We start from the raw sequence: 15675 nt of genomic DNA, 5'->3' as shown, positions 1-15675 counted from the left end.
AGGATAGGGTAACGGGGCGAACAAGACACAAGGAAGGCAAAAACGCTCCGGTGGAGCGTTTTTGCCTTCCGCCATTAGGACCGCGCGCGCCCCGCGGGACGGGCGCCTTGGCGCACGACCCGGGGGGCGGGTCGTGCGCGGACCGTGGCTTTGGGCCACGGCCCGACCCAGCCGCTGCGCCTCGGAAAGAAGACGATTACTCTTTTCGCACCCCCGCGCCGCAGTCGCGCACCACCTCGGCAATCGCCGCAAGCTGCCCCGCAAGCGCCGACCCCTTGCGCCAGACCATCCCGATGCTGCGCGACGGTTGCACCCCCGCAAACCGCGCGATCGACACCGCCGCCGACCGCGTTTCGACCGGCACCGCCATTTCCGGGATCAGCGTCACCCCGATGCCTGCCCCCACCATCTGCACCAGCGTGGACAGCGAGCTTCCGTCCAGCAACTCGCGCGGCAGGGCCGATCCCGCCTGACAGAAGGACAGCGCCTGATCGCGGAAGCAATGCCCCTCCTCCAGCAGCAAAAGCCGCATCTCGCGCAGCATCTCGCGGTTGGGCACCGGGCTGCCCGCATCGGCAGCAGGCCGCACCAGCACGAAATCCTCGGCAAAAAGCGGCGTCTCCTCCAGCCACGCCTCCGACACCGGCAAGGCAAGGATCGCGCAATCGAGCCGCCCTTCCTCCAGCTCGGCCAGCAGCTTGGGCGTCACCGTCTCGCGCACATGGATATCCAGCGCCTCGTTCAGCGCCGTCAGCCGCCCGATGATCGCAGGCAGCAGATAGGGCGCCACCGTCGGGATCACCCCGATCCGCAGCCGCCCCACCAGCCTGCCCTGCGACGCCCGCGCAAGGTCGCCAAGCTCCTCCACCCCCCGCAGGATCGCCCGCACGCGGGTCAGGCATTGCTCGCCGAACGCCGTCAGCCGCAACTGCCGCGCCGAGCGTTCGAACAGCGCAAGCCCCAGCGTCTCCTCCATCTCCTTGATCTGCATCGACAGCGCAGGCTGCGAGATGGCGCAGGTGTCGGCAGCACGGCCGAAATGGCCATGGCGCGCCAGCGCATCGAAATAGCGCATCTGTTTGAAGGTCAGGTTCATAAGGTCAAATTATAATGCCTATCAGAAAATACAACTTAAACTAATGGAACCGATCTGCTACCAGCGTCGCAGCGAGGCGGGCGCCCCGAAGCCCCCTCCCCTTTTTCAACGGACATGGAGAGCAATCGATGGATGGCAACGATCTTGGCAATGCGGGCAAATGCCCGGTGATGCACGGCGCTCCGAAACACGCAAGCCACGCGAATCGCTCGAACCGCGAGTGGTGGCCGAACCAGCTCAACCTCAAGATCCTGCACCAGAACGCCCCCGCCGGTAACCCGATGGGTCCGGACTTCAGCTACGCCGAAGAATTCAAGAAAATCGACTACCCCGCGCTGAAAGCCGACCTCGCCAAGCTGATGACCGACAGTCAGGATTGGTGGCCCGCCGATTGGGGCCATTACGGCGGCCTTTTTGTCCGCATGGCATGGCACAGCGCAGGCACCTACCGCACCGCCGACGGGCGCGGCGGCGCAGGCACCGGCCAGCAGCGTTTCGCACCGCTGAACTCGTGGCCCGACAACGGCAACCTCGACAAGGCGCGTCGCCTGCTCTGGCCGATCAAGCAGAAATACGGCAACCAGATTTCCTGGGCCGACCTGATGATCCTCGCAGGCAATGTCGCGATGGAGACGATGGGCTTCAAGACCTTCGGCTTCGGCGGCGGCCGCGCCGATGTGTGGGAGCCGGAAGAAGACGTCTACTGGGGCGCCGAGACTGAATGGCTCGCGACCAGCGACAAGGCAAACAGCCGCTACACCGGCGACCGCGAGCTGGAAAACCCCCTCGCCGCCGTGCAGATGGGCCTGATCTACGTCAACCCGCAGGGACCGGACGGCAACCCCGATCCCGTCGCCTCGGGCCGTGACGTGCGCGAAACCTTCGCGCGCATGGCGATGAACGACGAAGAAACCGTGGCCCTCGTCGCAGGCGGCCACACCTTCGGCAAGGCGCACGGCAACGGCCCCGCCACCGCCGTGGGACCAGAGCCGGAAGCCGCCCCGATCGAGGCGATGGGCTTTGGCTGGCTGTCCTCGCATGGCAAGGGCAACGGCTTTGATACCATCACCAGCGGCTTCGAAGGCGCATGGAAGCCCAATCCCACCACATGGGACATGGGTTATTTCGACATGCTCTTCGGCTACGAATGGGAACTGGTGGAAACCCCCGCTGGCGCCAAGCAATGGCGGGCGATCAACTGCAAGCCGGAACACATGATTCCCGACGCACATGACCCGTCGAAATCCTATGCGCCGATGATGACCACCGCCGACCTGTCGCTGCGCTTCGATCCGATCTACGAGCCGATCTCGCGCCGCTACCACGCCGATCCTGCGCTGTTCGCAGACGCCTACGCCCGCGCATGGTTCAAGCTGACCCACCGCGACATGGGGCCGAAGGTGCTTTACCTCGGGCCGGAAGTCCCTGCCGAAGACCTGATCTGGCAAGACCCGCTGCCCGCCCGCGACCATGACCTGATCGACGCCGCCGACATCGACGCACTGAAAGCCGAAGTGCTGGCAAGCGGCCTGACCGTGTCGGAACTCGTCGGCACCGCATGGGCCTCGGCCTCGACCTTCCGCGGCTCCGACAAGCGCGGCGGCGCCAACGGTGCGCGCATCCGCCTTGCCCCGCAAAAGGACTGGGCCGTGAACCAGCCCGCGCAATTGGCACGCGTGCTGGCAAAGCTGGAAACCATCCAGACAGCCTTCAACGCCAAGGCCGGCAAAAAGCGCGTCTCGCTGGCCGACCTCATCGTGCTGGCAGGCAATGCAGGCGTGGAACAGGCGGCCAAAGCCGCAGGCCACGCCACAGCCGTGCCCTTCACACCGGGCCGTGTCGACGCGACCCAAGACCAGACCGACGCCGACAGCTTCGCCCCGATGGAGCCGACCGCAGACGGCTTCCGCAACTACCTCGCCTCGGCCTACACCGTCTCGGCCGAGGAACTGCTGGTCGACCGCGCACAACTCCTGACGCTCTCGGCACCGGAAATGACCGTGCTGGTCGGCGGCCTGCGCGTCCTCGGCACAACGGTCGGCAACACCCACGGCGTCTTCACCAAGCGTCCGGGCACGCTGACCACCGACTTCTTCGACACCATCGTCGATATGTCGGTACAGTGGGTACCCACCGGCGCAAACAGCTACGAAGGCCGCGACCGCAAGACGGGTGCCGTCAAGCACACCGCCACCCGCGTCGATCTGGTGTTCGGCTCGAACTCGCAACTGCGCGCCCTGGCCGAGGTTTACGCCCAGAACGACGCCAAGGCCAAATTCGTGGCCGATTTCGTCAAGGCATGGACCAAGGTGATGAACCTCGACCGCTTCGACGCCTGAAGCCTGCTGCGCCGCAAAACAAGGGTCCGGCGGCAACGCCGGACCCTTCGCCATTACCCCTCCCCCGACCCCTCCCCTTCAGGGAGGGGAGCATCCCTTCCCCTTCACCTTTGCCAAAATACTCACGGCGCGCCCCCTGCACACGGACCCGACGCCAAAGACCGCACGCCACTCCCCTCCCCCGCTGCGGGGGAGGGGTCGGGGGTGGGGGCCATGCGCCAGACCTGCCCTCTGGAACCCCGACCGCCCGCCGACCGTTCGCCCCTGCACAGGTAAAAGGAACGGTCCATGCGGTTCGGTTGGCTTCTCCTCCCAATCCTCCTTCTCGCCTGCGCCCTCCTTCTCGCCTGCGAACGCGCCACCCTGCCGCTCTCGCAGGGTTTCGGGCCGAACCCTGCCCTGCCCGCACCGCAAAAGACCCTGATCCCCACCGTCGACATCGCCCCCGCCAATGGCTGGCCGCAGGGCGCGATGCCCACCCCCGCGCCGGGCCTGCATGTCACCGAATTCGCCTCAGGCCTCGACCATCCGCGCTGGCTGCATGTGCTGCCTAACGGCGACGTGCTGGTGGCCGAAACCAACGCTCCGCCGAAACCTGCACGCACCCCCAAGGCGCTGGCGATGAAGCTGGTGATGAAACTCGCAGGCGCAGGCGTGCCCAGCGCCGACCGCATCACCCTGCTGCGCGACACCGATGCCGACGGCGTGGCCGACCTCGCCACACCCTTCCTCACAGGCCTGCGCTCGCCCTTCGGCATGGCCCTGATGGGATCGACGCTCTACGTCGCCAATACCGACGCGGTCATCGCCTTCGCCTATACCACAGGCGCCACCCGCATCACCGCACGCGGGCGAAAGATCACCGATCTCCCCGCAGGCCCGATCAACCATCACTGGACCAAAGACCTGATCGCAGGCCCCGATGGCATGCTTTACGCAACCATAGGCTCCAACAGCAACGCGGCCGAAAACGGGCTTGCCGCCGAACAGGGCCGCGCCTCCGTCTGGCGCATAAACCCCGCGACGGGTCAGGCCACGATCTACGCCTCGGGCCTGCGCAACCCCAACGGCCTTGCATGGGAGCCTGTCACCGGCAAGCTCTGGGTCGCGGTCAACGAACGCGACGAAATCGGCAGCGACCTCGTCCCCGATTACATGACCTCGCTGCAACAGGGCGGCTTTTACGGCTGGCCCTACAGCTGGTGGGGCGATCACATCGACACCCGCGTGCCGGCGAACCCGGCAATGGTCGCCCGTGCGATCCGCCCCGATTACGCCCTCGGCCCCCATACCGCATCGCTTGGCCTGACCTTCGCCAAGGGCTTTGCCGGCGGCCAAGGCGTGTTCATCGGCCAGCACGGATCGTGGAACCGCAAACCGCCCTCGGGCTACAAGGTGATCTTCATCCCCTTCGCGCAAGGCAAACCCGCAGGCAAACCGCGCGACGTGCTGACCGGCTTTCTCGCCCCCGACGGCACCGCACGCGGCCGTCCCGTCGGCGTCGCAATCGACAGTCGTGGCGGGCTTCTGGTCGCAGACGATGTCGGCAACCGCATCTGGCGCGTCACCCCCTGACGCGTCAGAACGCCTCGATGATCCCGCGCCACTCGATCCGCAGCCGCACCCATTCGGCCAGCAACCGCGGCTCGGCCTGACCCGCCCTGATCTGCGCCACCAACTGCCGCCCCCGCGCCGACCGCGGATCGACCACCACGCCATTCGCAACCAGCGGATTGCCGCGATGGCGTGTAAAGAACTCCTCCAGCCGCTCTGCCGCCCGCTGCCGCTTTTGCCGCAACATCTGCGGCAAGCGGTCATCGCCCCGATCCTCCCCCGCGTCCGACAGATCGGTCCGCAGATCGCCCAACACCAACTCCAAAGCGGCGGCCACCGCTTCGGGCAGATCGACACTGCCCAGCGCCTTGTAGCCGGTGGCACCCGTATCGCCGCCCGAGCTACCCTCCAGCACAGCGCGCAACACCTCGGCGGAATGCACGCTCAACCGTCGCGCAGCACCCGGCCCTCGGGCAAAGGCGAAATCAAGATGGCGGTGGTGATAGCTGCGGGGGGTGGCTTGGGTCATGGCAGACTCCGGAGATGCACCCCCAGATTGCAGGACCACCCGCAAAGAACAATCATGGCGAAGTCGGGTGCGCGCTGGCCTTGGTGGGGCGGCAATGCTTCCGGCAGGCCCCACCCATACGGACCGGCGGCTTTGCAAACCGTGCCGCTTCGGCAAAACCGCATCCGGCCGCTAAGGTTAATTTAGTTTAACTTAGTTTAACTTAGGTTAACCTAAATTAATCTTCAGGACGCCTTTCCGCATGGACGTTTTCGTCATCAACCTCGACCGATCGCCCGATCGCTGGCAAGACCTGCGCCGCCGCGCCTCGGCTGCGGGCTTCCACCCGATCCGCTTTCGCGCCACCGATGGCCACGCCCTGCCACCCGCCGAAATCGCGCGGCTCCGCGCCTTGCAAAGCGGCAGATACCCCGCCCTCGCCGCCGCAGAGCTTGGCTGCCTTCTCAGCCACCGCGCGCTCTGGCAGGCGCATCTGACCAGTGCCCGCGACTGGGCGCTCATCCTCGAAGACGACGCGCATTTCGCAGGCCTCGCCCCCCTGCTGACCGATAGCGACTGGATTCCCGCCGATGCGGATATCGTGAAATGCGAAGCGTTTCCGGAAAAGGCCCGCCTTGGACCAACCTGCGAGACAACCTGCGCGACAACCCGCGCCGGGGTGACGCTGGCCCGGCTCAAAGGGCGCTATCACGGAACTGCCGGCTATTTCCTGTCCCGGCGCGGTGCGGCAAAACTGCTTGCGCTCAGCCAAACCCGCATCGAAGCCGTCGACCGTCTGGTGTTCGACCTCGCCCTGCGCGGCCGTGACCGCTGCAGGATCTATCAGACCAACCCCGCCCCGGTGATACAGGACATGTTCCTGCGCTCGGCCGAAAGACGCGGCTTTGCCAGCACGCTGGAAAGCGAACGCACACCCAAGCCCGCATCCCGCCGCTGGCAGCGCCTCCGCCGCTCCCTCGACCTGCGGCGCCTCGCACCGATCCTCTGCCGCCTGACAAGCCGCGACCGGATCAAACGCGTCCGCTACCGCGCAGACCCGACCGAAACGCGCAACACCTAGCCAATCCGCTAACTATTCTTGACAAACCCGGTCTTCAGGCGCTTACTTAGCCAAATGGCTAAGCATGAACCCGACCTCTCGCTGATCTTCCACGCCCTGTCCGACCCGACGCGGCGGACGATGCTGACGCGTCTGGCCACCGGCCCGCTGCGGGTGACAGACCTGTCCGGCCCGACCGGCCTGCGCCTGCCCACCGTGATGCGGCATCTGGCGGTGCTGCAGTCGGCAGGGCTGATCGCCACGGCCAAAGATGGCCGCGTCCGCACCTGCGCCATCCGGCCCGAGTCGCTGGCCCCCGTGCGCCACTGGCTCGACGACCAGCGCGCCCTGTGGGAAGCGCGGCTCGACCGGCTCGACACCTATGTGATGACCCTGATGAAGGACCGCGACGATGATCCCCACCCTTGACCCTGCGCCCACCCTTGACCCGTCAACCGACCTCAGCTTCACGCGCACCCTCGCCGTGCCGCGCGCGCTGGTGTGGGACTGCTGGACCAAACCCGAACACATCCCGCATTTCTTCATCCCCGCACCCAACAAGGTAACGGCGGTCGACCTCGACCTGCGCGTCGGCGGTCGGTTCAACACCACCTTCGATGTCGACGGCAACCTGATGGACAACAACGGAGTCTATCTCGAAATCGTCCCGCAGGAAAAACTCGTCTTCACCGATGCCTATAGCGAAGGCTGGAAACCCGCGCCCGAACCCTTCATGACGGCGATCCTCCTGCTGTCCGACGCGCCGCAGGGGGGCACCACCTATACCGCAATCGCCCGCCACCGCTCGCCCGAGACGGCGAAAACCCACAAGGAGATGGGCTTTTACGACGGCTGGGGCACTGTGGTCACCCAGCTTGAAACCTATGCCAAGGGGCTGATGCCGTGACCTGCTCCACCCTCACCTTCACCCGCGACGTTGCGGCCCCCGTGGCCACGCTCTGGCAGGCGTGGCTCGCCCCCGCCGCCCGCGCCGTCTGGGCCGCCCCCTCGCCCGATGTCGCCCCCTCGCCCGATGTAACGGTCGAATTCCTCCACTCCGACCCGCAGACCGGCGGGCACGAGGTATCGCTGTGCAAAGCCGCAGGCCAGCCCGACATCCGCTGTGATGCAGGCTGGCTCGACCTTGTCGCCGAAACCCGCAGCGTGAATTACGAACGCGTCTCGACCCATGGCACCACGCAATCGGCGGCCCTGATAACCGCCCGCTTCTCCGCAAAGGCCGAGGCCAGCCGGATCGAGGTCACCGTCCAACTCTCCTCGCTCGCCAAGGATATGGAAGCAGGCTACCGGCAAGGCTTTGGCGCAGGCCTCGATACCCTCGCCACCGTCGCCGAACGCACGCTCCTCATCCGCCGCAGGATAAACGCCCCCCGCAGCGCGGTCTGGGGTGCATGGCTCGACCCCCAAGCCCTGCCGAAATGGTGCGGGCCTGACGGCTTTTCCTGCCGCACCACCCGCATCGACCTGCGCGCAGGCGGCGAATGGGTCTTCGACATGATCGCCCCCGATGGCACGGTCTTTCCCAACCACCACCGCTACCACGACATCATCCCCGAATCCCGCCTGTCCTACAGCCTGCTCTGGGGCGAGAACGGCCCCAAACACGCCGACGCATGGGCCTCCTTCGACGAAGACACCACGGGAACCGTGGTCACGCTCGGCATGATAATGTCCACGGCCGAGGAATTCCGAAACGCCAAAGCCTTCGGGGCCGAAGCGCTGGGTCTGCAAACGCTCGGCAAACTCGCCCGCGCGGCGGGCGAGCCTGCCTGACCTCCCCTGACGCACCGAAAGACAGGATGTCCCCGCCCTTAACGCTGCGGCCAGCCAGCAGAACGGCGGCGAAGAAACTTTCGATACCTCTCAGCCACAAGTCTGTAATGACAAATGCAAAGAATGCGATACATTTGTAAGGTATTACCTTTATTGGAGTATTTCCGTGCTTCCAGCCCCCGCCATTTGCAACACCAAGCCCTTTGACACCGATACCTTTTTCGTCCTCCAAAGCCTCTGCTGCGCCGCCGTCACCCTGCTTCACGCCGAAATGGCGATAATCGCCCTTGCGTCCGAAACCCATCACCACATCGTCGCAGCCGACGGCATCGGCGACGGCGAACCTTTTACCATGTCGCGCACGCTCAATCCGGTCAGCTTCGCACAGCCGCTTTTCGGTATCTTCACCGCAAACACCACTCCGGTTGCGGCAAAGCACTGCGCCCTCTTCAACGGCGAGATCGACCGCCTGAAAGCCGCGGTCTGGGTGCCGTTAAGGAATGCACAAACGTGTTACGGTATGATTGCCGTCGGTTACCGCGACAACGAACCCGACCTCTGGGAAGCCGAACGCAACAGCCTCATGCGCGTGGCACGTGGCGCCCGTCAGGCACTTGGCGCCACGTTTCCAAAGGTTTGTTCCGCATCGCCGACAGGCAGCCTTCCGGTTCAACGCTTCCTCGTCTGACACGGCAGGATCAACCCATGCCACCGACCGATCACGAAGCGGTCGCGCGGCGCGCGACCGTCCGGCACACACGGCCACCAGCCTTTCGCTGAAGCCTTCTGAACAAAACGGCGATGCGGCCCCGTTTCCGCATCGCCTTAATTGGCAATACTTAATAACAATCCCCTGCACCCAAACCGACTTAGGGCAAGACATGCAGGCCGACACCACCAAGACCAATCTCGCCGATCTGTTCTACGGCCTCGCCCTGCGCTACGGCGACCGCCCCGCGCTGGTGTCGGGCGACCGGACCCTCAGCTTCCGCGACCTCGTGCCCGCCAGCACGCAATGGGCGGTCGAGCTGCGCGACTGCGGCATCGGTGCCGGCGCACAGGTCGGCCTCGCCCTGCGCGACGGGCTGGATACGGTCGTCCTCACCCTCGCGCTCTGGATGCTCGACGCGGTCGCGGTGCCCGTCGATTTCCGCAGCCGCTCCGACGAACGCACCCGCCTCGCCGCCGAATTCGACCTGACGGCGCTCTTGGAGGACCGCGACCTGTCAGGCGGTGCCTATACTTCCATCGTCTGCGATGCTGATCGCGCCGCCCGCGTCGCCCGCCACACCCCCAGCCTGCCCGACCGTGACCCCGCCGTCAGCCATCCGGCCTTCCTGTCGCTCACCTCGGGCACCACGGGGCGACCGCTCGGCATCATCATCGGCCACCGCACGCTTTTGCTGCGCGCGATGGGCTACGGCTTCGAAGGCGCCTACCCCTTTGGCGGCGTGTTCCTGAACGCCTACCCCCTGTCCTTCTCGGCCTCGCGCAACCACACCATCGGCAATCTTTTGCGCGGCACCACCATCCACTTCCACCCGCCGATCTTCGGCGCGGGCGAACTGGTGGAACAGATCAACGCGCTGGACGCCAGCTTCGTCTTCGCCGTCCCCGCCACCGTCACCGCCATGCTTTCCCTGACCGAGGACGGCAAAGCCCCCCTCATGCCCCGCCTGAACATGCTCTATTGCGGCGGCTCCGGCATGCTTGCCACCGAAAAGCAGCGCGCGTGGCGCTTGCTCAGCCCCAACTTCCAGCACTGCTTCTCGTCCTCGATTTCCGGCACCTGTTCCATCCTGTCGGGCGACGACCTTGCCACCCACCACCACACCGATGGCCGCGTGCTGCCCACCGTGCGGCTTGAAATCGTCGACGCCGAAGACCGCCCCCTGCCACTGGGCGAGGTCGGCCTGATGCGGATGCGAAGCCATGGCATGGCAGACGGCCTTTACCGCAACCGCGCCCGCGACACCGGCGACCGCCTGCGCGACGGCTGGGCCTTCACCGGCGATCTGGCCTTCGTCTCGCCCGACGGGTTCCTCACCGTGGTCGGCCGCGGCTCCGACCTCATCATCCGTGGCGGTGCCAACGTCTATCCGGCTGAAATCGAATCCATCCTCGCAGCCATGCCCGGCGTGCGCGAAGTGGCGGTCGTGGGCTTTGCCGATCCGGCACTGGGCGAGGAAATCGCCGCCTTCGTCGCAGGCAGCCCCACCCTGACCGAAGCCACCCTCGACGCCCATTGTCGCGTGACCCTCTCGCCCGACAAACGCCCGCGCCGCTTCGTGCTGGTCGACAGCCTGCCGCGCAACCCCAACGGCAAGGTGCTGACACGCGACCTGCGCGCGCGACTGGAAGGCAACACCTAGCCCGCGCGCGCCAGAGCCTCGGGTGACAGCAGCATCGCCTCCATCCGGTCCGCCACCTCGGCGGCGCTGCCCTTGCCGATATCGGCATGGCTGACAGCCACCGTCACCACCTCGGCCTGCGGCAAGAACCGCCGCCAGATGCCGCCCGCCTTGCCGAACGCCGGCCCGCGCTCTTGCGACGCAATCACCCCGACAGGCCCGTCGAACGGCTCGGGCCACGCAAAGCGGTAAGCCGTAATCAGCTTCGCCCGCGGCAGCGCCTTCAGCGCCGCATTGCGATACCGCGCCAGCCCCCCGCCCCCGCGCAGCCGGTCAAACCAGTTCTCGCGCAGCAATATCGCCCACAGCCGCAGCCGGTATTCCACCCGCCGCACCAGACGCGCCAGCGCGCCAAGCGGCGCAGGCAACGCGGCCCCGTCGCCAAAACGCACGCCGTAAGCAAGGCGCAGCCGGTCGCCCCCGGCCTCGATCCGCGCCAGCATCCGGTGCCGCTTTCGCAGCCGCGACGGCACCGAAGGGTCGATCAGCACCAGCCCTGCCACGGGCCGCCCCGCCCGCTTCAACTGCGCCGCCATCTCCAGCGCGATCAACCCGCCCGCGCAGAACGCTGCCAGCCGGATCGGCCCCTGCGGATAATCGCGCCCGATCTGGTCCACATAAGCCGCCGCCACATCGGCAACCGTTTCGGGCACAGGCGCATCGCCCCGTATCCCCGGCAATTCGAACATGGTGATCTCGGCGCCCCGCGTCAGACCGGCACGGAACTCGGGCCGCAGCACGGTATATCCCCCGCGCCCGTGCACCACGAAGATCCGCGTCGCATCCTGCCCGCCCTTGGCGACGCCAGCCCGTTGCAGATACGCCGCAATCAATCTCGGCGTCGGGCAATCGAACAGCGCCGATATGGCAAAGGGCTTTCCCGTCCGCCGCTCGATCTCAAGCGCGATCTGCTCCCCGCCAAGCGAGTCGCCGCCAAGGTCGAAGAAATCGTCCACGACCCCGACCCCCGCCACCCGCAACACCGCGCCGAACACATCGGCCACCTTGGCCTCCAGCGCCGTCCCCGCCGGAACGAAGGCATAGGGCAACCGCAAGTCATCGCGCCGGGCAAATCCGCCGCCCGCATCCGTCTTCGCCACAATCGTCGCCCCCGCCATTCCGTCCCCCACCGATCGCCCCGACCAAGCCCCGAAGCGCAGTCATTCCGGCAAACGCCATGGTTTGCCACGGCTAACTTCAGCGGAATAAACTTTCGTAATTTTTTATGTTAACATTCTTTAAAAATGCCACCATTGATGCGGCAGGCGAAACGATATCTGCAACAAAAACAAGGGGGACAAGAAAATGCGCTTCAAACTGCGCGGTGTGCTGGCGATTGTCGCACTGTCGGCAACCATCGGCGCTGCAACGGTCGGGGCCGGACGGGCCGACCCCGCCACCCTCGCCTCGGCGGCACAGGGGTCATCGACCTACAACTACGCGCTCGCCGTCAGCAAGGCCGCGACCGAGGTGCAATCGATGGACCTGCGCCCGCAACCCTATGACAGCACCAGTCAGGCCAGCGCCTTCGTCAACTCGGGCGAGGTGGATTTCGGTCTGGAAAACGCCATCGCCGTGCAAGACGCCTATCTTGGCCGTGGCAAGTTCGCCGACAACCGCCTCGACGGCTTGCGTCTGGTGGCACGGCTCGTGCCGATGCGGATGGCCCTTGGCGTGCGCGCCGACAGCGGCATCACCTCGATCGCCGACCTGCGGGGCAAACGCCTGCCCGCCGGTTTCGCGCAGGCCGTCACCGGCGAGACGCTGATCGGCGCGATGCTGGCCGGAGGCGGGCTGACCTATGACGATGTCGAAAACGTCACCGTATCGAACTTCACCAGCATGGCCGAAGCCTTCGTCGCAGGCGATCTCGACGCGATGATCCATGTGATCGGCACCCCGCGCGACGAACAGGTGTCCAAAGACGTCGGCGGTCTGGTCCCCCTGCCCCTGCCCGCCGATCCGGCGGTCGATGCGGCGATCAAGGCGGCCCTTCCCGTGGCCTCGACCTACGAATTGCAACCGGCACCGAACCTGACCACCATCGCCGCCCCGGTCAAGGTGCTGCAATATGATTACTTCATCTACACCAGTGCCTCCGAAAGCGATGCCAATGTCGAAGCCCTGCTCAAATCGCTGGCGGGCGGCAAGGACACGATGGTGCAATCCGTTGCGGGGCTGGCATGGTTCGAGCCAGATGCGATGAACGTCGACATCGGCATCCCCTACCACCCCGCCGCAGTCGCCTGGTTCAAGGCGAACGGCCAACAGCCGTGACCGGTCCAACCGCAACGGCCCCGCAGCTCTTTGCCCTTGCGGTAAAGGGCGCGCGGTGCCTTGCCGGTGGCGTGACCTGCCTGCTGCCGGTCCTCTGGGCGCTCGACCCTTTCGGCCTTTTGCGTACCGCTCTGGTGCAGGAACAGGTCCTCGCGCTGACCCTCGCCGCCGCCCTCGCCTATGTGCTGTGGTCGCGCATCGGGCGCGCGGGGCTGCCCGCTCGCGCAGCCCTTCTCCTCGGCGGGGCGGGTGCGGTGGTGCTCGGCCTCTCGCTCGCGGCACATTTCGGCGGCGCGGGCGCGCTGTTCATTGCCCCTACCCCCCCGCTTCTGGCGCTGACCGTTCTGGCCACGGTCCTGATCGCCACTGCCTTGGTGATGACGGCCGGCCTGCCCCTCTCGCTTCTGCTGCTCGCCGTCGTCGCCTTCGGCTTCATCGCGCAATTCCTGCCCGCCCCGCTCGATGCCCCGCGCATCTCGGCCGCGCGCTACACCGTCTATTTCCTGTTCGGAGGCAACGGCTTTCTGGGCGCATCGCTCAAGGTCATCGCCTCGACCGTGGTCATCTTCATCCTGTTCGGCGCCGCCTACGAACTTTCGGGCGGCACCGATGCGATAGACCGCCTCGCCCGCCACATGTCGCGCCACGGCAAGGGCATGGCGATCAAGGCCACCATCCTGTCCTCGGCGCTCTTCGGTCTGGTCTCGGGCAGCGCCACCTCGAACGTGCTGACCTCGGGCGCCTTCACCATCACCGGCATGCGCAAACTCGGCCTCTCGGCCAAGACCGCAGGCGGGATCGAGGCCGTCTCCTCCACCATGGGTCAGGTAACACCCCCCGTCATGGGCGCCGCCGCCTTCATCATGGCCGACCTGACCGGCATGCCCTACGCCAGCATCGCCCTCGCGGCGGCAGTGCCCGCGATCCTGTGCTTCGGCGTGATGTTCCATCAGGGCACATGGCTCGGCAACCGCCTCGAAGCTTCGGATACCGACACCCCCCCCGAGCCTGCCCCCAATTCTGCCCCCGATTCTGCCCCCGAGGCCACCCCCGAGCCTGCCCCGCAGCTCTTCTGGTCGGACCTGTGGCACCTCGTGCCGGTTCTGGTGATCTCGGTCCTGATGTTCCGCGGCGACCGCATGACCGAACTCGCAGGCATCGGCGGCACGGTGGCGGCACTCGCCACCGGGATCGTCCTGCAAGGCCCGCGCGCCCTGTGGCACAGGCTTTGCGCCACCGCCGCCGCTACCGCCTCGGCCGCCTCGGGACTGGTCGTCGCAGGCGCAGCCCTCGGTGCCATCGTCGGCGTCCTCGGCCTGACCGGACTCGATGTCAGCATGACGCTGGCGATCCGCACGTTGGCCGAAACGAGCCTCTTTCTCTCGCTGCTGGCAACCGCCTTCGTCGCCCTCGTCCTCGGCACCGGCATGGCGACCACGGGGGTTTACGTCGTCGTCGGCACGCTCCTCGCGCCGGGTCTGGTCGATCTGGGAGTACCGCTGATCGCCGCGCACCTTTTCGTGCTTTACTTCGGCATGGTGTCGATGATCACCCCGCCCGTCGCCTTTGCGGCACTGGCGGCAAGCGGCATATCCGGCGCGTCCTTCTCGGGAACCGCATGGGCCTCGATGCGCTTCGGCTGGGTGATCTATGTCGTCCCCTTCGCCTTTGTCTATGCACCGGGTCTGCTGCTCGTCGGCCCGCCCGAAGGCATCGCGGTTGCCCTTTGCAGCGCCGCCACCGCGCTCGTACTGGCAGGCTGGTTTGCCTCGCTCCCGCCAGACCGCACCCGTCGCGCCGCTCTCGACCGGTCAAACCTGCTGCCCGTCCTTTGGCTGGCGCTGCTCGCGCTCGCGCTCCTCCCGCTCTTGCACCCGTCCCCGTCACTGGCCCCCGCCGCAGCATTTCAGGCGCTGATCCTCGCTGCAGGCTTCGCGCTGCGCCGCCACGCGATCGGCACCGCGCAATCTGCCATGCAAGCGCCCATGCAGGCCCCCATGCAGGCTCCAGCCACCCAAAGGGGGGCATAATGCCGGTCTACACCATCGCAGGCCGCCGCATCCTCTTTGTCCACGTGCCGAAAACCGGCGGAATGGCGATATCGGCTGCGCTGCAACAGGCCGGAGACATGCGCTTCGACGCACCCGTGCGGCACGACGGCCACCGCTTCCAACCCCGCCACGCCGCAGCCGACACGATCACCAGCTTCTACGACACCGACTGGTTCGATTTCATCTTCCTCGTTGTGCGCGATCCGGTGGCGCGGGCGGTGTCGGAATACCGCTACCAGCGGCGCAAATCCGGTCTGCATCTGGCACGCCTCATCGGCTTTGACACGTGGCTTGCCCGCGCCCTGTCGCGCAGTGCCAAAGACCCCTCGCACCGCGATAACCACTTCCGCCCGCAGACCGACTTCCTTTTGCCGCAGGCGCAGGTGTTCCGCTACGAAGACGGGCTTTCCGCTCCGCTCGAAGCGCTCTCGGCCCTTACGGGGCTTGACCTGACCGCGCGCCTCGCCCTGCGGAACCCGTCCCCCGAACCCCCGTTCACTCCGTCAGACCGCAGTCTCGACCGGCTGGCCACGGCCTACCGCCGCGATTTCGAAACCTTCGGCTACCCGAGGCCTTGCCCATGAC

Annotated in this window: 14 protein-coding genes; 11 read left to right on the top strand and 3 right to left on the bottom strand. The window is 66.5% G+C overall.

Annotation, left to right across the window (positions count from 1 at the left end; all coding sequences use genetic code 11):
- Positions 1-196: 196 nt before the first annotated feature.
- Positions 197-1075 carry a LysR substrate-binding domain-containing protein gene (locus tag HYN69_RS04140; RefSeq protein WP_230426479.1) on the bottom strand — a complete coding sequence of 293 codons (879 nt, stop codon included), beginning with the start codon at positions 1073-1075 and terminating at the stop codon, positions 197-199.
- Between the two features lie 149 nt (positions 1076-1224).
- Here HYN69_RS04140 and katG point away from each other — a divergent pair, with 149 nt between their 5' ends.
- Both katG and HYN69_RS04130 read left to right on the top strand, forming a co-directional pair.
- Positions 1225-3435, top strand: coding sequence for a catalase/peroxidase HPI (katG, locus tag HYN69_RS04135; RefSeq protein ID WP_108434631.1), 2211 nt, complete (start codon positions 1225-1227; stop codon positions 3433-3435).
- A gap of 288 nt (positions 3436-3723) precedes the next feature.
- Positions 3724-5010 (top strand): PQQ-dependent sugar dehydrogenase, encoded by a 1287-nt coding sequence (locus HYN69_RS04130; RefSeq protein WP_108434630.1) that lies wholly within the window; start codon positions 3724-3726, stop codon positions 5008-5010.
- Positions 5011-5014: 4 nt separating this feature from the next.
- On the opposite strand, the gene HYN69_RS04125 is transcribed toward HYN69_RS04130, so the two are convergent.
- Entirely contained in the window at positions 5015-5518 is a 504-nt protein-coding gene (locus HYN69_RS04125; protein WP_108434629.1) for a hypothetical protein, read from the bottom strand.
- Between the two features lie 241 nt (positions 5519-5759).
- Here HYN69_RS04125 and HYN69_RS04120 point away from each other — a divergent pair, with 241 nt between their 5' ends.
- The 6 genes from HYN69_RS04120 (at position 5760) to HYN69_RS04095 (ending at position 10723) form a co-directional block, all read left to right on the top strand.
- Positions 5760-6578, top strand: a complete 819-nt coding sequence (locus HYN69_RS04120; RefSeq protein ID WP_108434628.1) for a glycosyltransferase family 25 protein — start codon at positions 5760-5762, stop codon at positions 6576-6578.
- Between the two features lie 54 nt (positions 6579-6632).
- On the top strand, positions 6633-6986 hold the full coding sequence (locus tag HYN69_RS04115) for an ArsR/SmtB family transcription factor (protein ID WP_108434627.1): 354 nt from the start codon (positions 6633-6635) through the stop codon (positions 6984-6986).
- Entirely contained in the window at positions 6970-7464 is a 495-nt protein-coding gene (locus tag HYN69_RS04110; protein WP_108434626.1) for an SRPBCC family protein, read from the top strand. Before HYN69_RS04115 ends, HYN69_RS04110 begins: the two co-directional genes overlap by 17 nt.
- On the top strand, positions 7461-8351 hold the full coding sequence (locus HYN69_RS04105; protein ID WP_108434625.1) for an SRPBCC domain-containing protein: 891 nt from the start codon (positions 7461-7463) through the stop codon (positions 8349-8351). The genes HYN69_RS04110 and HYN69_RS04105 overlap by 4 nt, the downstream gene beginning before the upstream one ends.
- A 166-nt stretch (positions 8352-8517) precedes the next feature.
- Positions 8518-9039: a hypothetical protein gene (locus HYN69_RS04100; protein WP_108434624.1), complete on the top strand. Its 522-nt coding sequence runs from the start codon at positions 8518-8520 to the stop codon at positions 9037-9039.
- Between the two features lie 193 nt (positions 9040-9232).
- On the top strand, positions 9233-10723 hold the full coding sequence (locus tag HYN69_RS04095) for a class I adenylate-forming enzyme family protein (protein WP_108434623.1): 1491 nt from the start codon (positions 9233-9235) through the stop codon (positions 10721-10723).
- Here the strand turns inward: HYN69_RS04095 and HYN69_RS04090 are convergent.
- Positions 10720-11892, bottom strand: coding sequence for a thioesterase domain-containing protein (locus HYN69_RS04090; RefSeq protein WP_159082352.1), 1173 nt, complete (start codon positions 11890-11892; stop codon positions 10720-10722). The two genes, HYN69_RS04095 and HYN69_RS04090, sit on opposite strands and share 4 nt — an antisense overlap.
- Positions 11893-12067: 175 nt before the next feature.
- Here HYN69_RS04090 and HYN69_RS04085 point away from each other — a divergent pair, with 175 nt between their 5' ends.
- The 3 genes from HYN69_RS04085 to HYN69_RS04075 are packed head-to-tail and all read left to right on the top strand — an operon-like array spanning position 12068 to position 15674.
- Positions 12068-13039, top strand: a complete 972-nt coding sequence (locus HYN69_RS04085) for a TAXI family TRAP transporter solute-binding subunit (protein WP_108434621.1) — start codon at positions 12068-12070, stop codon at positions 13037-13039.
- Entirely contained in the window at positions 13036-15069 is a 2034-nt protein-coding gene (locus tag HYN69_RS04080; RefSeq protein WP_159082351.1) for a TRAP transporter permease, read from the top strand. Before HYN69_RS04085 ends, HYN69_RS04080 begins: the two co-directional genes overlap by 4 nt.
- Entirely contained in the window at positions 15069-15674 is a 606-nt protein-coding gene (locus HYN69_RS04075) for a sulfotransferase family 2 domain-containing protein (protein WP_108434619.1), read from the top strand. The genes HYN69_RS04080 and HYN69_RS04075 overlap by 1 nt, the downstream gene beginning before the upstream one ends.
- Position 15675 lies beyond the last annotated feature (1 nt).

The organism is Gemmobacter aquarius (genome assembly GCF_003060865.1).
GTDB classification, from domain to species: domain Bacteria; phylum Pseudomonadota; class Alphaproteobacteria; order Rhodobacterales; family Rhodobacteraceae; genus Paragemmobacter; species Paragemmobacter aquarius.
This window is presented reverse-complemented; position numbering and strand designations above follow the sequence as displayed.